This is a genomic window from Burkholderia sp. CpTa8-5 (assembly GCF_017815045.1).
Classification (GTDB): domain Bacteria; phylum Pseudomonadota; class Gammaproteobacteria; order Burkholderiales; family Burkholderiaceae; genus Burkholderia; species Burkholderia sola.
Genome location: NZ_JAGIQD010000041.1, coordinates 1 through 25,010, shown reverse-complemented (window position 1 = coordinate 25,010; position 25,010 = coordinate 1). Strand labels below are relative to the sequence as shown.

General features: G+C 64.8%; 22 protein-coding genes and 1 pseudogene. 8 read left to right on the top strand and 15 right to left on the bottom strand.

Annotated features, from left to right (window positions below; genetic code table 11):
• Positions 1–232: 232 nt before the first annotated feature.
• Complete coding sequence (locus J8I35_RS32385) at positions 233–1,825, bottom strand: ABC-F family ATPase (protein ID WP_050015532.1); 1,593 nt, start codon at positions 1,823–1,825, stop codon at positions 233–235.
• Positions 1,826–1,995: 170 nt separating this feature from the next.
• Between J8I35_RS32385 and J8I35_RS32380 the strand changes: the two genes are divergently transcribed.
• On the top strand, positions 1,996–2,448 hold the full coding sequence (locus J8I35_RS32380) for a lipocalin-like domain-containing protein (protein ID WP_050015533.1): 453 nt from the start codon (positions 1,996–1,998) through the stop codon (positions 2,446–2,448).
• Positions 2,449–2,541: 93 nt separating this feature from the next.
• On the opposite strand, the gene J8I35_RS32375 is transcribed toward J8I35_RS32380, so the two are convergent.
• Positions 2,542–4,851, bottom strand: coding sequence for an AsmA family protein (locus J8I35_RS32375; RefSeq protein WP_209929072.1), 2,310 nt, complete (start codon positions 4,849–4,851; stop codon positions 2,542–2,544).
• 152 nt (positions 4,852–5,003) lie between these two features.
• On the opposite strand from J8I35_RS32375, the gene J8I35_RS32370 reads away from it, so the two are divergent.
• Positions 5,004–5,705 (top strand): ATP-binding cassette domain-containing protein, encoded by a 702-nt coding sequence (locus J8I35_RS32370; protein WP_089488474.1) that lies wholly within the window; start codon positions 5,004–5,006, stop codon positions 5,703–5,705.
• Complete coding sequence (gene fetB / locus J8I35_RS32365; RefSeq protein ID WP_050015539.1) at positions 5,702–6,505, top strand: iron export ABC transporter permease subunit FetB; 804 nt, start codon at positions 5,702–5,704, stop codon at positions 6,503–6,505. The genes J8I35_RS32370 and fetB overlap by 4 nt, the downstream gene beginning before the upstream one ends.
• 34 nt (positions 6,506–6,539) lie before the next feature.
• Here the strand turns inward: fetB and J8I35_RS32360 are convergent, their stop codons facing one another.
• From J8I35_RS32360 to J8I35_RS32350, 3 genes are all read right to left on the bottom strand, one after another.
• Positions 6,540–7,013: a PliI family lysozyme inhibitor of I-type lysozyme gene (locus J8I35_RS32360; RefSeq protein ID WP_209929070.1), complete on the bottom strand. Its 474-nt coding sequence runs from the start codon at positions 7,011–7,013 to the stop codon at positions 6,540–6,542.
• Between the two features lie 224 nt (positions 7,014–7,237).
• Entirely contained in the window at positions 7,238–7,789 is a 552-nt protein-coding gene (locus tag J8I35_RS32355) for a DUF6013 family protein (RefSeq protein ID WP_209929066.1), read from the bottom strand.
• A 159-nt stretch (positions 7,790–7,948) separates the two neighbouring features.
• Positions 7,949–8,965, bottom strand: coding sequence for a zinc-binding alcohol dehydrogenase family protein (locus tag J8I35_RS32350; protein WP_089488477.1), 1,017 nt, complete (start codon positions 8,963–8,965; stop codon positions 7,949–7,951).
• A gap of 124 nt (positions 8,966–9,089) precedes the next feature.
• On the opposite strand from J8I35_RS32350, the gene J8I35_RS32345 reads away from it, so the two are divergent.
• Positions 9,090–10,040 (top strand): LysR family transcriptional regulator, encoded by a 951-nt coding sequence (locus J8I35_RS32345; protein ID WP_050015545.1) that lies wholly within the window; start codon positions 9,090–9,092, stop codon positions 10,038–10,040.
• Between the two features lie 169 nt (positions 10,041–10,209).
• Positions 10,210–11,055, top strand: coding sequence for a phosphoserine phosphatase SerB (gene serB / locus J8I35_RS32340; protein WP_050015547.1), 846 nt, complete (start codon positions 10,210–10,212; stop codon positions 11,053–11,055).
• 87 nt (positions 11,056–11,142) lie between these two features.
• Here the strand turns inward: serB and J8I35_RS32335 are convergent, their stop codons facing one another.
• The 4 genes from J8I35_RS32335 to rimO form a co-directional block, all read right to left on the bottom strand.
• Complete coding sequence (locus J8I35_RS32335; RefSeq protein ID WP_209929065.1) at positions 11,143–12,324, bottom strand: cystathionine beta-lyase; 1,182 nt, start codon at positions 12,322–12,324, stop codon at positions 11,143–11,145.
• A 113-nt stretch (positions 12,325–12,437) separates the two neighbouring features.
• Entirely contained in the window at positions 12,438–12,980 is a 543-nt protein-coding gene (locus J8I35_RS32330) for a hypothetical protein (RefSeq protein ID WP_209929064.1), read from the bottom strand.
• A gap of 119 nt (positions 12,981–13,099) precedes the next feature.
• Complete coding sequence (locus J8I35_RS32325; protein WP_050015553.1) at positions 13,100–14,026, bottom strand: sugar kinase; 927 nt, start codon at positions 14,024–14,026, stop codon at positions 13,100–13,102.
• A gap of 3 nt (positions 14,027–14,029) precedes the next feature.
• Positions 14,030–15,391, bottom strand: a complete 1,362-nt coding sequence (gene rimO, locus J8I35_RS32320) for a 30S ribosomal protein S12 methylthiotransferase RimO (protein WP_050015555.1) — start codon at positions 15,389–15,391, stop codon at positions 14,030–14,032.
• On the opposite strand from rimO, the pseudogene J8I35_RS34760 reads away from it, so the two are divergent.
• Positions 15,318–15,659 (top strand): annotated as a pseudogene (locus J8I35_RS34760) (hypothetical protein); the annotation flags it as partial. The gene rimO and the pseudogene J8I35_RS34760 overlap by 74 nt on opposite strands.
• A 243-nt stretch (positions 15,660–15,902) precedes the next feature.
• Here J8I35_RS34760 and J8I35_RS32315 read toward each other — a convergent pair.
• From J8I35_RS32315 to J8I35_RS32305, 3 genes are read right to left on the bottom strand one after another with little or no spacing between them, the layout of a single operon-like run.
• Positions 15,903–16,928, bottom strand: coding sequence for a pentapeptide repeat-containing protein (locus tag J8I35_RS32315; RefSeq protein WP_209929063.1), 1,026 nt, complete (start codon positions 16,926–16,928; stop codon positions 15,903–15,905).
• Between the two features lie 25 nt (positions 16,929–16,953).
• On the bottom strand, positions 16,954–18,462 hold the full coding sequence (locus J8I35_RS32310) for a hypothetical protein (RefSeq protein WP_124680948.1): 1,509 nt from the start codon (positions 18,460–18,462) through the stop codon (positions 16,954–16,956).
• Positions 18,459–21,269 carry a type VI secretion system Vgr family protein gene (locus J8I35_RS32305; RefSeq protein ID WP_209929062.1) on the bottom strand — a complete coding sequence of 937 codons (2,811 nt, stop codon included), beginning with the start codon at positions 21,267–21,269 and terminating at the stop codon, positions 18,459–18,461. Before J8I35_RS32305 ends, J8I35_RS32310 begins: the two co-directional genes overlap by 4 nt.
• A 432-nt stretch (positions 21,270–21,701) precedes the next feature.
• On the opposite strand from J8I35_RS32305, the gene J8I35_RS32300 reads away from it, so the two are divergent.
• On the top strand, positions 21,702–21,938 hold the full coding sequence (locus J8I35_RS32300; RefSeq protein WP_209929059.1) for a hypothetical protein: 237 nt from the start codon (positions 21,702–21,704) through the stop codon (positions 21,936–21,938).
• Positions 21,939–22,101: 163 nt separating this feature from the next.
• Here the strand turns inward: J8I35_RS32300 and J8I35_RS32295 are convergent, their stop codons facing one another.
• Positions 22,102–22,485 carry a hypothetical protein gene (locus J8I35_RS32295; protein ID WP_209929057.1) on the bottom strand — a complete coding sequence of 128 codons (384 nt, stop codon included), beginning with the start codon at positions 22,483–22,485 and terminating at the stop codon, positions 22,102–22,104.
• 340 nt (positions 22,486–22,825) lie between these two features.
• On the opposite strand from J8I35_RS32295, the gene J8I35_RS32290 reads away from it, so the two are divergent.
• Positions 22,826–23,101 (top strand): hypothetical protein, encoded by a 276-nt coding sequence (locus tag J8I35_RS32290; RefSeq protein ID WP_050014909.1) that lies wholly within the window; start codon positions 22,826–22,828, stop codon positions 23,099–23,101.
• A gap of 264 nt (positions 23,102–23,365) precedes the next feature.
• Here the strand turns inward: J8I35_RS32290 and phaR are convergent, their stop codons facing one another.
• A complete protein-coding gene (gene phaR / locus J8I35_RS32285; RefSeq protein WP_011549704.1) occupies positions 23,366–23,932 on the bottom strand; it encodes a polyhydroxyalkanoate synthesis repressor PhaR in 567 nt (188 codons plus the stop codon).
• 119 nt (positions 23,933–24,051) lie between these two features.
• Positions 24,052–24,792, bottom strand: a complete 741-nt coding sequence (locus J8I35_RS32280; protein ID WP_006491801.1) for a 3-ketoacyl-ACP reductase — start codon at positions 24,790–24,792, stop codon at positions 24,052–24,054.
• Positions 24,793–25,010: the final 218 nt, after the last annotated feature.

Genomic DNA, 25,010 nt, shown 5'->3' with positions numbered 1-25,010 from the left:
AGCTCAAGTCTCATGATTTGATTCCTAGAGTGTTTGGGCTATCCTTAATGGCGACTCGGCGCATATAAGAGAAAGGCCCACACCGACAATCTGCCGATGTGGGCCTTTCGTGTTTCTGGCGATACACCTTACGCGCCCCTTCTAGTGTCCTCTACAGAGCAACACTGTCGTTGTCCCATCGGGACAATTCCGTGGGACAATCCGGGACACATGAACGGTGGTCTTGGGACACTTACTCCTGCCCCTGACTCGTCAGGAACTCCTCGTAATTCCCGCCGAAGTCGAACAGCGTCCCGTCCGTCTTCACTTCGATGATCCGGTTCGCCAGCCCGCTCACGAACTCACGGTCGTGCGACACGAAAATCAGCGTGCCTTCGAACTGCTCGAGCGCGATCTGCAGCGACTCGATCGACTCCATGTCCATGTGGTTGGTCGGCTCGTCCATCAGCAGCACGTTGTGGCGGCCGAGCATCAGCTTGCCCCAGATCATGCGGCCCTTCTCGCCGCCCGACAGCACCTTCACCGACTTCCTGATGTCGTCCGACGAGAACAGCAGGCGGCCCAGCGTGCCGCGCACCATCGTTTCGTCGTCGCCGTCCTTGCGGTACTGGTCGATCCAGTCCATCAGCGTGATGTCGTTCGGGAATTCCTCGTACGTGTCCTGCGGCATGTAGCCGACGTTCGCGTTCTCGGACCACTTCACCGTGCCGTGATCGAGCGGCAGCGCGCCGAGCAGCGAACGCAGCAGCGTCGTCTTGCCCGCGCCGTTCTCGCCGATGATCGCGATGCGCTCGCCCGGCTGCACCGACAGGTTGAAGTTCTGGAAGATCGTGCGCTCGTACTTCTTCGTGATCTCTTCGGCGACCACCGCGACGTTGTGCAGCTTCTTCTCGAACTCGAAACGGATGAACGGATTCTGGCGCGACGACGGCTTGAATTCCTCGATCTTGATCTTGTCGATCTGCTTCGCGCGGCTGGTGGCCTGGCGCGCCTTCGACTTGTTCGCCGAGAAGCGGCGCACGAAGTCCTGCAGTTCGGCCACGCGTTCCTTCGCACGCGTATTCGCCGCGGCCTGGCGCTCGCGCGCCTGTGCCGATGCGAGCATGTAGTCGTCGTAGTTGCCCGGCCAGACCTTCAGCGTGCCGAAGTCCATGTCGGCCATGTGCGTGCATACCGAATTCAGGAAGTGACGATCGTGCGAGATGATGATCATCGTCGAGTTGTACTCGTTGAGCGTCTGCTCGAGCCAACGAATCGAGTTGATGTCGAGGTTGTTGGTCGGTTCGTCGAGCAACAGCACGTCCGGCTTCGAGAACAGCGCCTGCGCGAGCAGCACGCGCAGCTTCCAGCCCGGTGCGACGTCGGCCATCGTGCCGTTGTGGAACTTCTCCTCGATGCCGATGCCGAGCAGCAGCGCACCCGCGCGTGCTTCGGCGTCGTAGCCGCCGTATTCGGCGAACTTGCCTTCGAGCTCGGCCGCGTGCATGTAGTCGTCGTCGGTGGCGTCCGGGTTCGCGTAGATCGCGTCACGCTCGGTCATCGCGGCCCACATCTCGGTATGGCCCATCATCACGACGTCGAGCACGCGCACGTCTTCGTACGCGAACTGGTCCTGGCGCAGCTTGCCGAGGCGGACGTTCGGCTCCAGCGCGACGTTGCCGGCGCTCGGCTCGAGGTCGCCGCCGAGGATCTTCATGAAGGTCGACTTGCCACAGCCGTTCGCGCCGATCAGACCGTAGCGGTTGCCCTCGCCGAATTTGACCGAGATATTCTCGAACAAGGGCTTCGGCCCGAATTGCATCGTGATGTTGGCAGTAGAAAGCACGGCAGGTCCCGTTAAGAGAGAAATCGACGGAAAACCGTGTATTTTAGCAGGTGTCGGAGAAACTGCCGACCGCCCCGCCCCGGCAGCGTATTCCCGGCCCTCCCGCCGGCCGCCCGCCGGCCCGTCAACATGACGGCACGCGCGTCACCGCCGTCTCACCGGAATCCCGCATGCTCGCCAGCCAGCTTCGCGAACAACTCGTCGGCGCATGGCGCCTCGTGTCGTACGAAATCCGCCCGCGCGACGGCAGCACCGTCACCTATCCGCTCGGCCGCGACGCGCGCGGCTGGATCCTGTACACGCCCGACGGCTACATGTCCGCGCAACTGATGGCGGCCGGCCGCCCGCCCTACGCGGACGGCGACCTGCAAGGCGGGAGCGTCGAGGAGCGCGCGGCCGCGGCGCACGGCTACATCGCGTATTCAGGCCCCTTTAGCGTCGACGACGACGGCACGTTGACCCATGAAATGGACGTCAGCCTGTATCCGAACTGGATCGGCAACGTCCAGCAGCGTGTCGTGAGCCTGGACGGCGACCGGCTGCAGCTCGGCACCGCCGGACCGGTGCGGATCCGCGGCCGGGAGGTCGACCCGGTGCTCGTCTGGGCACGCGCCCGCCGTTGAGCGCGCTGGCCGCGCAGCACGGTCGGCGCTCAGCCAGGCGCGGCAACGACGCCGAGGCCGCACGGCGGCGCATGCCGCGCCCGTGGCCGCGCGTCACTTGCCGGCCTTCGCCGCCCCCTTCTGCGCCGCCTTGGCCTTCAGCTGCCCGAACAGTTCCGAGCACGGCACGTCGCGATTGTTGCTCGGCGCGATCAGCGGGATCAGCGCCGCGAACGGGTTGAGCAGCCCGAGCCCGACCATCGCACCGGCGCGCAGCGCGAGCGCGCCCGCATCGACGCCGACCTTCGGGTTCTTGAACGTGCCCTTCGCATACAACGGCGAGCGCAGCGAGAAGATCCGGAAGCCCTTCGTGTGCGGATGGATCTTCAGGTCGATCGATTCGTCGCGCAGGTTGATCGGGCCGTCGACGTTGATCAGCGCATCGTCGGTATCGAGCGCGAACACCTTCGGGTCGAGCATGCCGTCGGTCGCCACGAAGTCGATCGCCGCGCAGTTGATGTTGACGTCGCGGTTGCCGAACAGCTTCTCGTAGACCACGTTCGCGACGTTCAACCCCGCCGCCTCCATCAGCAAGCGGCTGATGCGGCCGTTGGTGATCAGCGCCTTCACTTCGCCGGTCGACGTCGCCGCAAGCGCGGCCGGCGAGTTGCCCGTTGCCGACAGCGACGCATCGCCGTTGATTTCGCCGAGGGCCGTCTGCATCACCTTCTGCGTCGGGAACAGCTGCTTGAGCTTCAGATGCCGCGCGGCCAGCGTGAAGCGGCCCTTCAGCGGCGTACGGCTGCCGTCGAGATGCGCATTCGTCGCGAGCGTGCCGCCCGCGACGCCGAACTGCAGCGGCTCGAGCGTCAGCACGCCGTCCTGCAGCAGGATATGCGTGTACAGGTCGGTGATCGGCAACTGCGGGCTCTTGATCAGCTTGCGGCCGGTGAACTTCACGTCCGCATCGATCGCGCTCCACCGTTCGGTGCGGAACGCCGCGACCGGCAGCACGCGGTCCGGCGGCTGGCGCGTCGTGTCGCCGCGCTTCTTCTTGCTGGCAGCCGAGTCGGCGCCGATCACCGGCGCGAGGTCGGAGAACTGCAGCAGGTTCGACACGAGCTCACCCGACAGCTTCGGACGCGGCTCGCGCTGCGCCCACGTCAGCGTGCCGTGCAGATCGCTGCCGCCGACGCGCCCGTTGAAGTTCTCGTAGCGGAACGTGCTCGCGTCCTGCTTGATGTTGCCGCTGAGGTGCCCCTCGGTCGCATACGGCGGCGTGTCGGGCAGCGTGATCCCGGTGAGCTGGTAGAGATGCGACATCGACGTGCCCTGCAGCCACAGTCGCAGGTCGAGCGCCGCCAGATGCATCGGATCGGTCAGCGTGCCGACGATCGCGAGCCGCGTGTCGCCGGCCTTCACGTCGGCCTGCAGCGGGAACGGCTGCGTCGCGTTCTCGATCGCCAGCACGCCGCCCACCTTGCCGGTGCCGGTGACCGGCACGTTCTTGTAGCGGCCGTCGAACTTCAGGCCGAACGCATAGGTCGGCCCGGACGGCTTCGCGGGCACGGTGGCGCCGGAGGTGGCCGATGCGCCGCTCGCGCCGGATGCGGACGCAACCGTCGATGCGGACGAAGCCGTATTCACCACGGACGCAGGCAGCACACCCGATGCGGACCCGGACGTCGATGCCGCGCTCGGGACCTGCGCCGCCGATGCGCGGGATGCATCCGACGCAGCCTCGGCGTTCGCCTTCGCGCTCAATTGCGCGGCGCCGCGCTTGCCGACGCGCTGGGCGGACGCCGCGCGCGACTTCTGTTCCTGCTCCTTCAGCACGTCGCCGAGCGGGATCGGCTGGCCGAGCGTATCGATCCCGATCGTCAGATCGGCCTGGGTGATCGCATCGCGATAGACGACGGTACCCTTCGCGAACCCGAAGCTGTCGAGCCGCACTTTCCACTTGTTCGGTTGCCCCGATTGCTTGAACTGGAAGGTCCACGTATTGCTGCCGTCCGCGCGCCGTTCGAGATCGACGGCAGGATTGACGACGTCGATCGAAGGGATGACGATTTCATGCGCCAGCAGCGGCAAGAGCGCGAGATCGAAGTGCGCGGCATCGAGCGTGACGAACTTGGGCGCCTGCGCCCAGTCGGGATTGCCGATCTCGAGTTGCGTGGCCGAGAAGCTCGGCCAGGGTATCCATGCACGCCAGCCGGTCTCGCCATCGGGACGGCGCCAGCCGACCTTGATGTCGCCGTTGATCGCAAACGGGCGGCCGAGCGCGGTACTCACGTGTTCGTTGACCCACGGTTTCGCGCGGTTCCAGTCGAACGTGAAAATAAAGATGCCGGCCGCCGCGATGAGCACCGCGACGATACCGACGATCCATGCAGCCGATTTGCCGATGGTTCGGGCTAGCGTCATGGCGGTTCCGTTGTTGTTCTGAAGCGTTGCCGCACGATGCCGGGCCGCTTGCGTGGACGAACGGCGCACGACAACGGCGGCTTTTCAATAGGTATTATGGCGCACGACATGGCGGCCTTTCGGCGCCATTAACGCTTTTTTTCATTTGTGACATGACCTCCCCCACCGGCCTCATCGACGCGCAGCACATCACGCGGCGCGACGCCCGCAGCGGCAAGACGCTGCTCGCTCCGACCGATTTCAGCCTCGCCGCGGGATCGCGAATTGCTATCACCGGACCATCCGGGTCGGGCAAGAGCGTGCTGCTGCGCGCGCTCGCGCTGCTCGATCCGCTCGACGGCGGCCACCTCCTGTGGCGCGGCCGCCGGATCCGGCGCAGCGCGATTCCGCGCTATCGGCGCAGCATCGCCTATGTCCGCCAGCGCCCCGCGCAGATGGACGGCACCGTCGAATCGCAGTTGCGCTACCCGTACTCGCTCGCGATCTATCGCGACGTCGCGTTCGATCGCGCCCGCGCAGAAGCGCTCGCCGCGCAGGCCGGCCGCGGCGCCGATTTTCTCGACCAGCGCGCGAGCGACCTGTCCGGCGGCGAAGCGCAGATCACCGCGCTGCTGCGCGTGCTCCAGCTCGATCCCGACGTGCTGCTGCTCGACGAGCCGACCTCCGCGCTCGATCCCGAATCGGCGCGCGCGATCGAAGCGCTCGTCGGCGCGTGGTTCGACGCGGCGCCCGACGCCCGCGCGTACATGTGGATCTCGCACGATCCGGCCCAGGCCGCGCGGATCGGCACGATGCGGCTCGTGATGCAGGCGGGCGTGCTGCACGCAGCCGACCCGACGGAGGCCGCGCAATGAGCCCGACCTTGCAGGACTTGAGCCTCGTCGACGTCGGCATCGCGGCCGCGCTCGTCGCCGTCAACGGCGCGATCTCGGCGGCGCTGTCGCTTGGCCTCGGCCGCAAGCTCGCGCTCGCGGCGGTACGCACCGTCGTGCAGTTGCTCGCGATCGGCTACGTGCTCGGCTGGGTGTTCGGCCATCCGCACTGGTACGTCGTGCTGCCGCTCACCGCGCTGATGACGCTGATCGCCGGGTTCGCCGGCGCGGGGCGCGGCAAGCGCACATACCGCGGCCAGCGGATCGACAGCATCGCGTCGATCTGGTTCAGCAGCTGGTTCGTCGCGGCGGTCGGGCTGTTCGTCGTGATCCGCATCCATCCGTGGTTCGCGCCGCAATACGCGATCCCGATTCTCGGGATGATTCTCGGCAATACGCTGACGGGCGTGTCGCTCGGCGTCGAGCGGATGATGGAAGAACTCACCGCGCGCCGCGATCGCGTCGAGACCGCGCTCGCGCTGGGCGCGACGCGCTGGGAAGCCGCGCAGCACGCCGCGCGCCAGGCCGTGCGCGCCGGCATGCTGCCGACGCTGAACCAGATGGCGGTGGTCGGCGTCGTGAGCCTGCCGGGGATGATGACGGGCCAGGTGCTGGCCGGCCAGTCGCCGCTGCAGGCCGTGCGCTACCAGATCGTGATCATGTTCCTGATTGCCGCGGCGTCCGCGCTTGGCACCGTCGGCGCGGTGCTGATGACCTATCGCCGGCTGTTCTCGGCCGATCACCGCTTTCTCGCGTCGCGGCTCGAAGAGCGAACGCACTGACGCGCGGCGGCGGCACATCGGGCGATCGGCGCGATCAATGCGCGCCGCGTCGCTTGCCGATTGCCTGCCGAAGGGCGGCCGCGATATCCGCGTCGGGCGCGAGCCCGTCGACCGATGCGACGAGCCGCACCGCACGCGGCGTCGTCACATACGCCTGCGCGCCGACGTAGCCGCCGCTGCCGGCCGAGCGCGTGGTCACGACGAGCGCCTGCGGCGCGCGTGCGCCGAGGTCGGCCGTGTACGCATCGGCGACCGTGCCGTCGCGCGCATGCAGCGTGCCGGTCACGTAATCGTCGGTATCGAAGCCCGGAGCGGCATGCGCGGTCGAATACACGCGCACCGCGTAGCTGCCGGTCGAGCACGGCTCCAGTGCGCCGCTCGACACTACCGCCACCTGCTGTCGCGACGGCAGATCGACCTTCTTCACGAAACTGCACTCGTCGGCCGCATGAGCGTGCGCGGCGACGAACGCAATGGCGGACAGCAGCGCACGCATTCGAAGTTTCATCGGGGTGTCGTGACGGAAAGGAAAGAATGCGGGCGAGCATAACGTGACATCCGCATGACGTCACGCATCGCCGTTGCACGGTCGGCGCGCCGTACCGCGAAGCAGGTTGCGGAAACGCATGGCAACGGCGACGCGGCGCGATCTGCTCGCGTGCCGCCCTGCTCGTTCCGCCAATCGAACCGGTTGCGCGCGCACCGGACGAAACGCCGGCCCACGCGCGCCGCTCAATGCTTGATCGACACCGTCACCTTGGTGCCGTCGCTCATCGTCACGGTCTTCGACCCGCCGTTGGTCGGCAGCGACACCCACTTCACCTGGCTCACCGACACGACGTCCGGACACTGCAGCGACTTGCCGCCGGCCGTCACGCTGCGCATGCCCTTCGGCGCGGCTGCCTGGAAGCTCAACTGCACGTTCGCGATACCCTTCGCATCGACCGACGGCGCGAGCCGCACCTGGGTCTGCCGCACCATCGCGCCGTTCGCGTCGCGCGGCAGGTTGTCGGCGTTCGGGCAGCCGTCCGGCATCGCGACCGCGCCGCTCGGCGGCACCGACTTCCAGTTGAAATCGTCCGTCTCGCCCGAGCGGATCTTGCGGGTCTCCTGCGTATTGCCGAAGGTCTTCGAGTCGACCTTGACGGTGTATTCGAGTTGCCCCGTCCCGCCGCCCTTCAGGCTGCCCTTGACCGGCGGCGCCGCGAATACGCTCGCGCTGGCGCACACCGCCGCGAACACGACCGACCACGATGCGGCGACCGACAAGCTGCGTTGGCTCATGCTGACCTCCTTGTCATGCGGCGGCACGCGCGTGCCGCGCGGTTTTAGATGCATGATGCGTTGCCAGTCTACCGCCAAGCGGGGCCCAATGCGCCGCGAACGCATCGGGTGTTACCCCGCTTGCGTTCGCGGCGCCGCCACCTTACGCGCGCTGCCGGCTCAGAAGCCGCTCAGCACGAGCTTGCCGATCGCGCGCCCGCCCTCGAGCATCCGGTGCGCGCGCCGCACGTTCTCGGCATTGATCGCGCCGAGCCGTTCGCCGAGCGTCGTGCGCAGCGTGCCGCCGTCGACGAGCCGCGCGACCTCGCTCAGGATCTTGTGCTGCTCGATCATGTCCGGCGTCTCGAACATCGCGCGCGTGAACATGAACTCCCAGTGAAACGCGGCGCTCTTCGCCTTCAGCAATTCGACCGGCACCGGCTTCGCGTTCTCGACGATCGTGCAAATGCCGCCCTGCGGCCGGATGACTTCCGCCGCGGCCGGGAAATGATGGTCGGTATCGTTGAAGATCAGCACGTAGTCGACGCTCGGATGCCCGGCCTCGCGCAATTGCGCCGGCAAATCGCCGAAATGGTCGACCACCGCATCCGCGCCGAGCGTGCGTACCCATTCGGCCGATGCCGGCCGCGACGCGGTCGCGATCACGTGCAGCTTGCCGAGCGTCTTCGCGAGCTGGATCGCGATCGAGCCCACGCCGCCCGCGCCGCCGATGATCAACACGGACTTGCCGGCGTCCGCGCCCTGCGGCGACACGCGCAACCGGTCGAACAGTGCTTCCCACGCGGTCAGCGCGGTGAGCGGCAGCGCGGCCGCCGCCGCGAAGTCAAGCGTGCGCGGCTTCAGCGCGGCGATCCGCTCGTCGACCGCGTGGAATTCGCTGTTCGCGCCGGGCCGCGTGATGCTGCCCGCGTAGAACACTTCGTCGCCGGGCCGGAACAGCGTGACGTCGGCGCCGACCGCGACGACCGTGCCGGCCGCATCCCAGCCGAGCACGCGCGGCGTCTCCTCGACCTGCGGCTTCGGCGCACGCACCTTGGTGTCGACCGGGTTCACGGAAATCGCATCGACTTTCACGAGCAGGTCGCGCGGGCCCGGCACGGGCTGCGGCAGTTCGACGTCGAGCAACGCTTGCGGGTCGTCGATCGGCAGATAACGGGTCAATCCAACGGCTTTCATCTCGATACTCCTTTCAGGGGATCCGGCAGGCTGCGGCGCAACCTCCATGCGTGCCATCGTAGGCAACCCGATCATTCGAGAAAACCGCTATATTTCCTGAAACATTTTCAGGAATTTCAGAATAATGTCGTCTGATCCGACGCCTGCTCCCATTCCCGCGCCCGACAAGCCGCTCGACCTGCTCGACGTCGCGCTGTTCGTGCGCGCGGCGCTGCTCGCGAACGTCAGCGCGGCCGGGCGCGAATTCGGCGTGTCGGCCGCGGTCGCGAGCGCGCGCATCGCCCAGCTCGAACGCCAGCTCGGCGCGCGACTGCTGCACCGCACCACGCGCCGCATCAGCCTCACGCAGGACGGCGAAATCTTCATGGCGCGCGCCGACGCGCTGCTCGCGGCGGCCGACGCCGCGCGCGCGTCGGTCGGCCGCGGCCGCAGCGAGCCGTACGGGCGGCTGAAGGTGTCGATGTCGTCGTCGTTCGGCCGCCAGCACGTCGCGCCGGTGATCCCGGCGTTCCTGCGCCGCTACCCGTCCGTGTCGCTCGATTTGCGCCTGTCCGACGAGATCGTCGATCTGGTCGACGACGGCTACGACGTCGCGATCCGCCTCGGCGCACTGAAGGATTCGACGCTCGTCGCCCGCAAGCTCGCCACCAACCGCCGCGTGCTGTGCTGCTCGCCCGCCTATCTCGCCGAACGCGGCATGCCGCGGCACCCGGCCGATCTGACGCAGCACGAGTGCGTGATCCTTGGCGACCAGCGCGACTGGTCGTTCGCGACGCCGCAGGGCCCGCTCACGGTGCGGGTCGGCGGCCGGCTCGTCGCGAGCAACGGCGAGGCGATCCGCGAAGCGCTCGTCGACGGCTTCGGGATCGCGATCAAATCGACCTGGGACGTCGGCCCGCTGCTCGCGAGCGGCGCGCTCGTCACCGTGCTCGACGACTATCCGTTCGCGGACGACGTCGCGATCTGGGCCGTCTATCCGAGCCGCGCGCACGTGCCGCTGAAAACGCTCGCGTTCATCGCGTTCCTGGCCGAGCATTTCGGCGATCCGCCGTACTGGGATCGCGCAAACGGGTGACCGCCGCCGTACCGCGCCCGGTTTCGCGCCGGCACCGGCCGCCACGCGCGACCAACCGGCTACAATGGCGCGTTCGCGACGCACTGGCCCGCAGCCGTACGGGGCCCGCGCGCGCAGGCGGCCACCCGTGGGCCGCGCACGTCATTCATTCGCTTCCCAACCACTCGTCATGACCCACAATCTCGTCATCCAGAGTCTTGCGCCGCTGTCGGACGCCCATCACAAACCGCTGCTCGCGCTGTCGCGCGGCACCCGCGTCGTGCAGACCGACGATCACGCGCTGCGCATCGAAAACGCGAGCCCGGCGCAACGCCTCGACATCGACGCGTACTGCGGCACGCATGCGCTCGACTTCGGCTTCGTCGAGGCCGGCCGCACGCTCGGCGATTTCGGGCTCGCGGTGATGGACATGGATTCGACGCTGATCACGATCGAATGCATCGACGAGATCGCCGATTTCTGCGGGCTGAAAACGCAGGTCGCGGAGATCACCGAAGCGGCGATGCGCGGCGAGATCCGCGATTTCAACGAAAGCCTCACGCGCCGCGTCGCGCTGCTGGCCGGGCTCGACGCGCACGCACTCGAGCGCGTGTACGAAGAACGGCTGCAACTGTCGCCGGGCGCCGAGACGATGCTGGCCGGCGTGAAGGCCGCCGGCCTGAAGACGCTGCTCGTGTCGGGCGGCTTCACGTTCTTCACCGAGCGGCTGAAAGCCCGCCTCGGCCTCGACTACGCGCATGCGAACACGCTCGAGATCGTCGACGGCAAGCTGACCGGCAAGGTGCTCGGCGAGATCGTCAATGCCGACGTGAAGGCGCGCCTGCTGCGCGACACGTGCGCGTCGCTCGGCCTCGAGCCGAGCCGCGCGATCGCGATGGGCGACGGGTCGAACGACCTGAAGATGATGGCCGAAGCCGGGCTGTCGGTCGCGTTCCACGCGAAGCCCGTCGTGCGCGATGCGGCCACCGTCGCATTCGACCATGTCGGCCTCGACGGGCTGCTGCGCCTGTTCTGATCCCGCGGCACCGTCAATGAAAAACGCCGGCGCGATGCGATATCGCGCCGGCGTTTCGCTTTTCTGCCGGACGTTGCCGGCGCGCAATCAGCCGAGCGTGGCCTGCATCGCCCGCTCGATGTCGGCGCGCAAATCCGCTTCGTCTTCCAGACCCACGTAGAAACGCACCAGCGTGCCGCGATGCGGCCAGTCCGGGCGCATCGACGCGACGTCGTAAGGCATCGCGAGGCTGCACGCGCCGCCCCAGCTCCAGCCGATCGCGAACAGCTCGAGCGACTCGACAAAACGGTCGATCTGCTCCGCGCTGTAGCGTTCATCGAACACCACCGAGAACAGCCCGCCCGCGCCCGCGAAATCGCGCACGAACGATGCGTGCCCCGGGCAATCGGCGATCTGCGGGTGCAGCACCGTCGCGATCTCCGGTCGCGCCTTCAGCCACTGCGCGAGCGCGAGCGCGCTCTTGCTGTGCGCATCGAAGCGCACCTGCATGCTCGGCAGGCTGCGCAGCACGAGCGAGCAATCGTCGACCGATACGCCGATCCCGCAGCGCATCCGCGCGAGCTTCAGCTTCGCGTGCAGTTCCGCATTCGCGGTGATCGTCGCGCCCATCAGCACGTCGCTGCCGCCCGACTGATACTTGGTCAGCGCCTGCACCGAAATGTCGACGCCATGCGCGAACGGCTTGAACGCGAGCCCCGCCGAAAAGGTGTTGTCGATCGCGGTGACGATGCCGCGCGCCTTCGCGGCGGCCGCGATCGCCTGCACGTCGGGCACCTCCATCGTCACCGAGCCCGGCGCCTCGAGCCAGATCAACCGCGTGTTCGGCTGGATCAGCTCGGCGATGCCGGCGCCGATCAACGGATCGTAACCGCGCACGGTGATGCCGAAATCGTTCGCGAGCCAGTTGCCGAAATCGGCGTTCGGGCCGTACACGTTATGCGGAATCAGCACGTCGTCGCCCGCTTTCACGATCCCGAAGTAGACGTTCATGATCGCCGCGAGGCCCGACGGTTGCAGCAGCGCATGCGTGCCGCCTTCGATCTCGGCGAGCCGCTGCGCGAGCGCGAGCGACGTCGGCGTCGCGTGCAGCCCGTAGCGCCACTGGTTGTCGTCGTGCCAGACCAGCGCGCGCATCGTCGCGAGATCGGGGAACACGACCGTCGACGCGCGCGCGACCGGCGGCACGAACGAACGGAAGCCTTCCGGAATGACGTCGTCGGGTTGAACGATGCGGGTTTGCAGCGCGCGCTTGGGAGTGGATGCAGTCATGACTGGGGGCCGGGCACGAGGCCGTTCGGTTGCGGAATATGTCGTTAGAGTAGCCAAAATCGGCGCGCTTGGCCCGGTACAATGCGCGCCGCGCGCACCGAGCCAGCACGTGCTCAGTCGTCGGTACGCAGGTTGACGACGCCGCCCACCGTCTCGATTTCCTGCACCCGGCCGTCGCGCACCTGCAGCGCCGCGCGCTTGCCCGGCGCCAGATGCAGCACGACCGGCTGCGGGTCCGATTCGTCCGAGTTCATCCGGTCGGCCTTCAGGTCGCCCGTCGCGTCGAAGCGGCCGATCCACACGCCGGTGATGTTCGTGTCGTCGTTCGACTCTTCGATCTCGAGCGTATCGCCGTCCCGGTCGCCCGCGAGCAGCACGACTTCGCCCGTGTCGGCGAACTGGTATTCGCCGTGCACGCCTTCCTCGTCCGTCTTCGGGCCGAGATGCACGACGATCGGCCGATCGCCGAGCGTGCCTTCGTAGCGCGGCAGGCCGGCGAACTCGGGATTCGGCTTCAGCGGCCGCGCGGGCGCCGGTTCATCCTGCTGCACGGCCGGTGCGACCGCCTGCGCGGCGACCACCGTCGGCATCGCGATGCCCGCTGCCAGCGCACCCGCGACGACGAGCGCCCGTTGCCATTCCGAATATCGACCCACCTTGTGTTGCTCCTTGCTTCAGATTCGCCCGACCATCGCGGACCGCGCCGGGCCGGGACCCGGTTCCTGCATGACCGCGCAAACCTGCGCCGCGAATGCGCGGGCGGGCGCGTGTCGCGTCAGCCCTGCATCAGGCGTTCCACCGCATCGCGATGCGGAATCGGCGCGACCGCACCGTAACCGGTCGTCGACAGCGCCGCCGCCGCGTTCGCATAACGCGCGGCCGCGAACGGATCGTCGCCCGCGACGATCCGCGCGACGAACGCGCCGCCGAAACAGTCGCCCGCGCCGGTCGCGTCGACGGCCTCGACCGCGAAGCCCGGCACGACGCGCCGTTCGTGCGGCGTCGCGACATACGCGCCTTCCTTGCCGAGTTTCAACGCGACGACCTGCGGCCCGTGTTCGAGCATCGCGTCGACGATCGCGTCGCGATCGTTCGCGCCCGTGAGCGCCGTGACGTCGTCCCAGCTCGGCAGGCAGATGTCCGTCTGCCGCAGCGCCTCGCGCATCACCGCACGGGCACGCGGCAGCGGCCACAGCTTCAGGCGCAGGTTCGTGTCGAAGCTGACCTTCGCGCCGCTGCGACGCGCATGGTCGATCGCCGCGAACGCCGCGTCGCACGCGGCCGTGCTGATCGCGAGACTGATGCCCGACAGGTGCACGGCCTTCGCGGCCGCGAGCGCGTCGAGCGGCAGGTCGGCCGTCGCGTAGCGGCTCGCCGCCGACCCCGCGCGCAGATAGTCGAACTGATGGCCGTCGGCGCCGTGCGTGACGAAATACACGCCGGTCGGTGCCGAGCGGTCGATCCGCACGTACGTCGTGTCGACCTGCTCCGACGCCCACATGTCGGCCAGCAGGCGGCCGAACGGATCGTCGCCGATCGCCGACACGAAGCCCGTCGATGCGCGCTGGCGCGCCGCCGCGATGCAGAAGTTCGACGTGTCGCCGCCGAAGCCCTGCAGGAATTCAGGACGCCCCGGCTGCGACTGGTTGAATTCGATCATCGCCTCGCCGAGCGCGAGGATCTCCGGGAATGCGGCGGCCATCGCTTACACCTCGCCCCACAGATCGTGGCCGTCGGCGCCCGTGATCTTCACGGACACGAAATCGCCGACCTTGTAGCGCTTCGATGCCTTCGCCGCCGGCTCGACGTAGACGACGCCGTCGATCTCCGGCGCATCGGCTGCCGTACGGCCGATGCCGCCTTCCGCGCTGACTTCGTCGATCAACACCTTGAGCGTCTTGCCGACCTTGCGCTGCATGCGCTTCGCCGACACTTCCTCCGCCACTTCCATGAAACGCGCGCGACGCTCCTCGCGAACCTCGTCCGGCAGCGCGCCATCCAGGTCGTTCGCGGTCGCGCCTTCGACCGGCGAATACGCGAAACAGCCGACGCGATCGAGTTCCGCTTCGCGGATGAAGTCGAGCAGCGTTTCGAACTGTGCTTCCGTCTCGCCGGGGAAGCCGGCGATGAAGGTGCTGCGGATCGTCAGGTCCGGGCAGATCTCGCGCCACTTCTGCACGCGCTCGAGCACCTTCTCAGCGTTCGCCGGCCGCTTCATGCGCTTCAGCACGTCCGGATGCGCGTGCTGGAACGGCACGTCGAGATACGGCAGCACGTGGCCCTTGAACGGGCCTTCGGCCATCAGCGGGATCACTTCGTCGACGCTCGGATACGGATACACGTAGTGCAGGCGCACCCACGCGCCGTACTGCGCGGCGAGTTCGCCGAGCGCGGCGACCAGGTCGGTCATCCGCGTCTTGATCGGCTTGCCGTTCCAGAAGCCGGTGCGGTACTTCACGTCGACGCCGTATGCGCTCGTGTCCTGCGAGATCACGAGCAGTTCCTTCACGCCCGACTTGAACAGGTTCTCGGCTTCCAGCATCACTTCGGCGACCGGCCGCGACACGAGGTCGCCGCGCATCGACGGGATGATGCAGAACGTGCAACGGTGGTTGCAGCCTTCGGAGATCTTCAGGTACGCGTAGTGACGCGGCGTGAGCTTGATGCCGGCCGCGGGCACGAGATCGACGAACGGGTCGTGCGGCTTCGGCAGGTGCGAATGCACGGCCTGCATCACCTCGCCCACCGCGTGGGGGCCGGTGACGGCGAGCACCTTCGGGTGGACTTCCTCGATCAGGTTCGAGCCGCTCGCGCTCGACTTCGCGCCGAGGCAGCCGGTGACGATCACCTTGCCGTTCTCGGTCAGCGCTTCGCCGATCGCGTCGAGGCTTTCCTGCACGGCTTCGTCGATGAAGCCGCAGGTGTTCACGACGACGAGGTCGGCGCCGTCGTAGCTGCCGGAGATTTCATAACCTTCGGCGCGCAGCTGCGTGATGATTTGTTCGGAATCGACGAGCGCCTTCGGGCACCCGAGGGATACGAACCCTACTTTGGGGGATTGGGACATCTGGAATGGGGGCGTGGCAGCAAAAGCGTGAGTTTACAGCGATTTAGGGTCCAGCGAGCCAAAATGAGCGGTTGGCGGCAGCACCCATCGGCAGTTCGAGCACGCTGCCCGCTGGGGGCCGACAACGAGATGGAGTTTTATATGACCCTATCACTTCGGGGAATCGGACACGAAGAGCAAGCGCGTGAAGGCGGCGATCCGCCGGCAGTGCCAGAGCTGGATCGCGGAGACGTGGCGCGCGCCGATCCGCGTCAGACGAGATCCGCATGGGGTAGAGCCGACAGTGGCGTCGGTCGCGCGCGCGAAATCCGGCCTGGGCCTTTCGCGAAGCTGCTCGGCGTGGGGTTGCGCACGTTCCAGCAGTACGAGCAGGGAGACCGCAACCTAACCGAACCTTCAGCGGTTTGATGTCTATGGGTGTCGGTGCAGTCGTCAGGGCATGGCTCCGCGCGAAATCGACAAGATCTTTCGTGCGCGGCTGCTCCGCTCGCGTCAGGCCACGCGTCAGGGCTCAACCCTGATCAGCGGGATTGTAACTCCAGATCACGAGTCCCCAATTCGTCGACTTGATGTCGGGAAATTTCTCCCCCTCCTTAAAATAGCGCCGCCCCTGTTCACTCCCGAGTGCCGGGCTAGTCCACCATCCACTCTGCGGTACCACGTCGCCGGGCCGGCCCTTCAGTCTCGACGAGGCGACCTTCTGGGCAGGCTCGCTCGAACCGATCACAACGGGACACCATTCGATGGCGCGCCCATTCTCCGCACTGCCCGCGGCAACCGCACGGCGGGCTTCCGGTATATCGTCGAACCGAGTCCGGTAGGTCGTCTCACCCTGCAGCACGTCACCGAATGTGCCACCAAGAAAGCGCACACCCGTCAGGTCCGCGCCCCTGAAGTCAACACCGCTCAGATCGCAATTCTCGAACGTGGCATCGATCAGCCGTGCGCCATCGAGCCGGGTTGCCGTCAGTCTGCACTCGACGAAACGGGCCGCCACGAAAGTGCATCGCGTCGTCGTGTTCCAGCGCCATTCGCTCTGCTCAGCGAGCATGCCGGAAAAATTGCATTCGATGAGCTCCGAAAAATTCAAACTGCTGTCGGACAGCGTCACGCCGGAGAGATCGCTATTGCTCAGCTTGGCATACTCGATGAACGATTGCCGGAATCGAGCATGGCGAAAATCAGCACCGTTTCCGTAGACCGGCAGCATCTGTGCCAAATGAAACCCGCATTCCTTGAAAGAGACACCGTCCAGGATCGCGTGTTGAAACCCTACTTCGTCGAACTGCGAGGCATCGAACACAGCAAAGCCGAGATGGCTGTAGCTCAGGTCCAGGTTCTCGAGTTTGCCGCCCGGCAACGGCGCCCCGCGCAGGTCGATCGTCGGCGAGCCATCCAGCATATGTGGCAGGGAGTCGCACAAAGGCACCCATTCATCCTCTGGCAACGCTTCCTTGATTGCGTCGAGCAGTTCTTTGTACTTCCCGATTTTCCATCGATCGCGCAATTCCCGCACGTCGGTGTCGTTCGTCAACATGCAATTTCTCCGGGCAAATATGTGATTACCGTGGCAGTTTACGCGCCATCAATCTTCCGCTTCGGCTCATCACCACTTCATACACCGCCTCCACCTGTTCCGGCTTGACTCTTCCCGGCACTGCAATTTCCACCTCGCCGTGCACGGCGTTACCGCCGAAACTGCCGTCGGGCTTACGCACCCGCCCCTCGAGTACGGCATTCACGTCGTAGCCCTTCACGTTCTTCAGTTCGATCACAAATCCGCCTTCGTCGGCCCACAAGATCGCGCCGGCCTGACCGTCGGGCGTCATCATCATGACCGTTGTGCCGCGAAACGCGCGATCGTGTGCGCCGCCCGCGTGTTCAACCAGATCGATATTGTTGCCTCGTCCCGGCAGACCTTCCGTATATATCTTTGCCGCGACCTCCTTGGCCGACAGCTGCGTATCGACGCCGAGCGTGGCTCGGTCGGCCCCGTGATACAACTTGTCGTAAAGCAGAGGCTTGATCTTGACACCGTTTACCACTGCATACTGCTCACCCGGCGTATGCACCTCCTCGATCTTCACATTCGGCTGACCAGTCGGCGGCGGCGGCACGTCCGGCTTCTCTTTGCGGGCCGGCGCGGAACCCGTCCTCGCGCTTCCATTGGTGCCGTCGGCACCGTGCGCCGCCGGATCACGAAGCGTCGCCCCTGGCGTGTCGTGGATCTCCTGCTTGGGCGGCGCGACGGCTTGTGGCTTCGTCGCTGTCACCCCTGCGGAGACCACGTGGCTGTCCTTTGGTGCCTCCTGCGCCAGCAACCGGTCGAGGCGCTGCTGCAACTCTGCCACGGCCCTCGGAATCTGCTGGATGCCTTCCTGCTGTACCGCGTAGAACCGCTGTTCCCACGTCGACAGCTTCTGGACCAGATTCTGGACCGACTCGAAATGATCCGCGATCTTGACATGAAACACTCGGGCTTCCAGAAGCTTGCCGCGTACTTCCTGCACGATGCCGATCAGCTTGCCCGTAGTCTGCTGAAGAATTTCGAGCAGCGACTTTTCATAGTTGGCAAACTTCACTCCCTTCAGAAACTCAAGAATGTTGCCTTTGATGAATTTGTTGAGAAAGCGGATCATTTCGGCTAGCTTTCCCGACTTTTCGATCAGCATCAGCATCACGGCGCGCAGCGCAGCCGCGAGTTCGTCACCCATGATGCCGGTGACCACCGCGCCGACGCCCGCGGCGACCGCACCGGCGGCGGCCATCACCAGCGGCAAGGCCAGAGCGATTAAGCACGCGCACAGCAGAATCCACTCGGACACTTCCTTGCGCCGCTCAGGGTGCGTGGAAAGACGGACTATGATGGCGACCGCATCGCGCGCGCTCGTGACGATAATGACGCCCGGCACGAAGTTCGCGAGCATTTCGGCAACGATCACGGAGAACGGTCGGTCTGGAACGAACTCGCCCAGCAGGAAATCCTTCAGCCAGTTGAAGGTGGCCGCCGCGTCGCCGAGCACTTCCTTCCAGATTGCGTCCAACAGGCCGCTGCTTGACGATTCGCTCATACTGTCCCGCTCCGATCAGGATCGTTGGAATTGCCTGCGTCGGCCACAGGCTTGGCCGTGACCTTTATCGACTGAAACAGACTCCAGTCGGAATCAGTCTTGATACCGACCTCCGACTTGGGTGGACTCTTGTCCGTCAGGTATTGGACTTTCGCGCTGGTGCCGGCAGGTACGCCACTGATCTTCGCGTAACCATCCGCATCCAGTACGCCGTGTTTGACAGAGCCGTCACTGAGCGTCGTTTTGTATTCCACGCCGGGACTGGGGCGCCCGTAGGGATCGACCAGGCGGAATTCCAAGTCGGTCGGGGCCGCTACGCCCTGGGGCAAGTGCGGCATGACGAAATTTGTGCTCGCTGGCCCCGCGAACGTATGTGACGCGCCCTTGATATCGATTTTTCCGGGAGCATGAATTTCGACATTTCCATCTTTGATCAGGATGTAGGCGCCACCGCTCGTCAGCAGAATTCCTTGGTCGGCCGCGATCTCGATCCGGTCCGTCGCCGATACAACCTTCACTGCTTTCTGCGCGGTCACCTCGATGTTGTCCGACTGCGCCTGGATCTCGACCTTGCCCTTGCCCGCAAACAGTTTTATTCCCGCGTTCTGCACGAAGAGGCTCAGTTTTTGCCCGACGCTCGCCAGTAGCGATTTGCCTATGGCGATGTGGGTACTCTGCCCGCTAACCAAGTTGACATGCTGGTCCGCACTCACGTGAACGGATTGATGTGTCGAGAGGCCGATGCTGGCCGGGCTGCCGAACAACATCACCGACTCTTTGAATGCACTCGCCGAGCCAGTGCCACCGCCCGCCGTGCGCCCGCCCGACGTTGGGCCCGACACACTGTCCTGAGTCGCATCGGTGAACGCACGCATGGCATCGCGGCCCGGTTTAAGCGATTCCGCCTGGTGCAGCTCGCTGATGCCCGACAGCGATTCGAGCAGGCTTTCCGCGTTCACAAGTTGCTGCTGCGTCTCACACACGTCGAGCGGCTGGCTCGTCGGCGATTTCGGATGCGTGGTCACGTATAGGCCACGGGTCGCGCGCACCGCACCATACGCGTCCGTGCGCAAGTCGAAGCCACTGCCGAGGTAGGCCCCGCGCGTGTTGCCCTCCTGATCGATTAGGTAACCCAGGTGCAGAATGCTGTTGCTAGAACTGCTCATCAACCGCACACGATTCTGCGAAGTGGCATCGTCCAGCGCCAGTTCGTTGAAACCGCTGCCGGCATACTCCTTCGAGCGGTACCCGGACAGAAGCCCGTTGCTGTGCCACTGCGGCTGGGTCACCCCGTTGTAAACGCGGCCCACGACCAGGGGCCGATCGCAATCACCGCCGACGTGATCGATCAGCACTTCTTCGCCGATCCGTGGGACATGGACACCCCCGTAACCGCCCCCGGTGTCGGACTGAACGACGCGCACCCAGCACGACGCGCTCTCGTCACCCTCGTTCACGCGATCCCAGACGAAGTGAACGCGGATCCGGTTCAACTCGTCGGTGTAAACCTCCTCGCCCGATGGGCCAACGACGACGGCCGTCTCCAGATGCATCTTCGGCTTCTCGTGCTCAAACAGGCTGCGGTACGGCACACTCGCGCGTTGCGCTTCGACCTCGACGAGGTAAAAGCCGACGGAGCCGTCGGCATGTGGCACCTGCAACGACGCATCGCCCGGGTGACTAGCTCGTGCGTCGGCGATATCGTCATGCAGGCTATACGGAAAATTCGACTCAAGAGTGATCGGCAGGTTGTTCTCGATCCACCAGGATGACTTGATCGTCGCGAACTCGCGCTGATCGACAGGATCGGTGTCGTGCACCGGATGGTCTGTCAGCACGAAACGCCGGCCCGCTTCAATTGCACGGAGTCCTCCTATACCGTGAAAGCGCTTCGCGCGCGACTCCCATTCCTCCATCCGAAAGCGAGATTGTGCGTCTCCGCGCTGCTGTTGCAGGTACGTGTATGCACCCGTGTATTCGTAGACTTCGAGTTGGTCCGGGACATTGCCTTGGCTCTCGATTGTCGGCACCGTCGTGCCCTTGGGGTTCGAGGGATCGGACGGGTTCTTGTAGTCGAAGGTTCGAGTAGTAAGGGTGACGCTTTGGAGCGTGCGCGTACCGGCCCACTGCGTGAACGCGTCGACCTCGGTCTTTGCGCCCCCGCGGTAAAACGAAATGCTCTTGGGCGACAGGTCCGGAAACGTATCCGGTCTATCGGTGATCACCAAGGTGTGCGATTTTCCGTCGTCGGCCTGCTCCCAGTAGCCGAACAGCCCCTCGCTCTCGAGCAGACGGTGCACGAAGTTCCAGTCGGTCTCGCTCTGCCGGGTGTATGAGCGGTTTGGTAACGACTGGGATAGCGTGAATCGAAACCGGCCACGAGCCTCGGGGTGCTGTTTCAGGACATCGGAAACGATGTCCTCGACCGTCTTGTCGATCCAGATCCTTTGGTCCCGCCGGAACTTCAGTATGTGCATCCACGCTTGCAGCGTGATTTGATACGTTGTGAGACCACCGTCGGCGCCCAGCCGGCGCGCGGTATAAACATAACCGTTGATTGGGCGATAGTCGCCACTCGCTTGCTGGATCCACAGGGTAACCGGCTGGGCGATGAGCCTCTTCAGCTCGATCGCGCTGTCAGTCGACACCACGTCCAGCGTAAAAATGTAGTCCCGGCCGACCGTCGAATGACCGATGGCCCGCTGCACCACAAGGGAGTTCGGTCCCAGAGGCGTATCGAGTTTCAACAACCGGTCCTGCTGAATCAGGCCACCGCGCAATGCAGCAGCCAAGTTCTGCACGTTCATTGTTAGCCTTTCATTATTATTACAGCGCTCTCGGATAGCGTCTGATTAATACTTGCTCAATTTTACCCGAGCCAAGGACAACCTTCATGTCGCGAGGTACGGTTGTGGGAGGGAACCAGTATCGAAGCCCATGAAATCGAGAACGGGTTAAATGCGGTCGGTTATTCCAAGCCCCGCTCGACCGCCATGAGCAGCCGATGCCAGCATACAGCCAGCGCCTCAACACTTCGCCAAACGGCCCGAGCCGCAACTCGATCACCGGCGCGCGCCGAGGCAAGCGCCAGTGCGGCCCCTTTCTCGGCAACCGGATGAAGTGACGGGGATCCAGCCGCACGCGTCGCTTCCCGACAATTCCGCCGGATCCGCCCTGTCGCTATGCGAAAATCGCAGCGTCCACTCTCTTCCATCTCTTCCATTACCCACGGGACTCGCATGACCACCCACCTCACGATCGAATTCACCGAACACGCCGCAGAAGCCATCGGAGAGCAGACCAACACCAGCTTCTCCTACGACCAGGGCGCGCATGTCCCGCAGCCGGGCGACTTCGTCGAGCTCGAAAATTCGCGGCAGACGTTTCTCGTGATCGGCCGCGTGTTTTCGCTCAAGGCCAACTACAGCGCGGTCAAGCTCGTTCTCGATCTACCCCCGTCGGATAGCGAAGACTGACTCGATCCGACGCTTAATCCGGATACGTCGCTGCCGTCGGGCACCGTTTGAACCGGACCGCATCGTCGCCATCGCCGATCGGCCACAGCTCCGTACGGAGTTGCGGCCGACCGGTTGTCGGCGCAGGCGCGTGACTATCGCTATCGCCGCCCCCCCACGCACCTCACCCAGCCTGCGCGCCATCGTCATCGCACCCGGCGCCAGCGCCTCGCAGAGCGCCATCGGGCGAATCTTCCCGCCATCGGCCACAGTCATCGCGCGATACTGACAAACGCACCGGTGGCCCAATCCTCGCTCCGGCTGCAGACACGCGCACGATGCTGCACGTGTAGCGCACCGAAACACGGATACGAAACGTGTGCGCCCCGCGCATCGCCCGGAACGAAATCGCAGCTCGCTTCGAAGCCCGCCAACGGGCCGCCCGTCTATTTCGCGAGCACTGGCGCTCGGCCCGCGCCAGCGCCAGCGCGATCAGCCCTTTGCCCGACCGATCGGCCCGCACGGCGACACGCTCGCCGATGGCCTTGCGCATTTCAGCGGTGATCATTCAAAAAATCCGGCCGCGCAAATAAAAAATAGAGAAATAAATTAAAAAAACCACAAACCAAACCACAACCAAAAATCGTCGATAAATTTATTTTGTTGCAACCATCCAATTACCACCGGCCCTTATTCGACCTCACAACACACAATTCACAAGAATAGTTTGAAACGCTCAACAATCCACAAAAATCATTTCCAAATCCGCCACCCCCATTCAACACCCGATTAATCTCCGATACATTTCACATCGATCAGACATCGGCACCTATTCGGCCAGCCAATACTGAACCGTGCATGACCCGCATCACAACCCCAGCAATCCACTCATTCACCAAGGAAAGACCATGAGAAAACTCGCGGCCACCCTCGTTTGCGCCATGACGCTTGCAGCATCCTCGTACGCGTCCGCGGAATCGCTTTGCAAGGCAGGCAAGATCGACAAGATCGAAACCGATACGAGCGGCAACCTCCTCGTATCCATCAACGATGGCATTTACTCGTTCAGCGCCAAGGAAGTTTTTCCGATCATCTACTCGGCATTTTCCGAAAACAGAAATCTCTTTATTTACGGAAATAACTGCGCGAACGGATCGGCGGCAAGCCGCTTCGCGGTTCGATAAGCCGGCCGAAAATCCGGCCATCGGCATCTTCTACAATCAGCGCTTTATCTGATATTCGGCCGACCGGGTTTTGCCGGTCGGCCTTGTGCGTTTTATTTGCGCTGAGGCGCTACGGCACGACGACGCCCATGCACGCGCGTGCGATGCCGCCGTGCGAACAATCGTTCCGCGACGCGGCCCGTTGCCGTCCCGAATGGGTCGTCCCAAACGACCGTCCGGCACGATGCCGGCGCGACACTTTGCGCGTCCACGCCGGCTCGCCGCTTACTTCTTTTCGGGCTCCGGCGCGCCCGGCTGCTTGAACGGGAACGTGCTGAACATCGACTTCGCCTGGTTCTGCATCTGCTCCTGCATCTGCACGAACATGTTCTTCGACTGCTCGATGTAGCTCGTCATCATCCCTTGCATCATCGGCGCCTGCATGTTCATGAACTGCGACCAGACTTCCGGATTCATCGCGTTACCTTCGTAGAGGTTCTTCGATTGATCCGCGAGCTTGTTCTGGATGTCGATGAATGCCTGGATGTTCTTTTCCAGGTACGTGCCCATCATGCCCTGCATCGCATGACCGTAGAAACGGATGATCTGCGACAGCATCGACGACGAGAACATCGGCACGCCACCGCTTTCCTCTTCGAGGATGATCTGCAAGAGGATGCTGCGCGTCAGGTCTTCATTGGATTTCGCATCGACGACCTTGAAATCCTCCTGCTCCAGCACGAGCTGCTTCACGTCGGTCAGCGTAATGTACGTGCTTGTCTCGGTATCGTAGAGCCGGCGGTTCGGGTATTTCTTGATGAGCCGTTCGGCCGTCTTCTTTGTAGTAGTCATGTAACGCCTTTGAGTGCAGCGTAGCGCAAGTGACGAATCCCCGCCGCCCGAATCCGGGAGGCGGGGGCCTTCGGAAAACGCCCGGCTGCGCGGCCGTCCGGCTCGCGCAGCCCGGACGCTCAGCCCATGTGCAGGCCGCCGTTCAGCGAGAAGTCGGCGCCCGTCGCGAAGCCGGAATCGTTCGACGCGAGCCACGCGACGATCGAGCCGATTTCCTCCGGCCCGCCGAGACGCCGCACCGGAATCGTCGCGACGATCTTCTCCAGCACGTCCGGACGGATCGCCTTCACCATGTCGGTGCCGATGTAGCCCGGCGACACGGTGTTGACCGTCACGCCCTTCGTCGCGACTTCCTGCGCGAGCGACATCGTGAAGCCGTGAATACCGGCCTTCGCGGTCGAGTAGTTGGTCTGGCCGAATTGCCCCTTCTGGCCGTTCACCGACGAAATGTTGATGATGCGGCCCCAGCCACGTTCGACCATCCCGTCGATCACCTGCTTCGTCACGTTGAACAGGCTCGTCAGGTTGGTGTCGATCACGGCCGTCCAGTCTTCATGCGTCATCTTGCGGAACACGACGTCGCGCGTGATGCCCGCATTGTTGACCAGCACGTCGATCTCGCCGACCTCGGCCTTGACCTTGTCGAACGCTTCCTTGGTCGAGTCCCAGTCGCCGACGTTGCCTTCCGACGCGATGAAGTCGTACCCGAGCGCCTTCTGGTCCTCGAGCCATTTCACCCGGCGCGGCGAGTTCGGGCCACAACCTGCGACCACCTTGAAGCCGTCTTTCGACAGGCGCTGGCAGATGCTGGTGCCGATGCCGCCCATCCCGCCCGTTACGTACGCAATTCGCTGAGACATAAATCTCACTCCATTTTTTGGTTTCGAGAGCTGCCGGAGCCCCCTCTGACTTCACGTGACGCCGGCCGAAGCCGCAATCGGCCGGCGCACGAATTCGGTTCGCCAGTGGCGAACGGCCGGTGACGGAGGGCCGGTTACGGACGCTCGACCGCGAGCGCGACGCCCATCCCGCCGCCGATGCACAGCGACGCCAGCCCGCGCTTCGCGTCGCGCTTGAC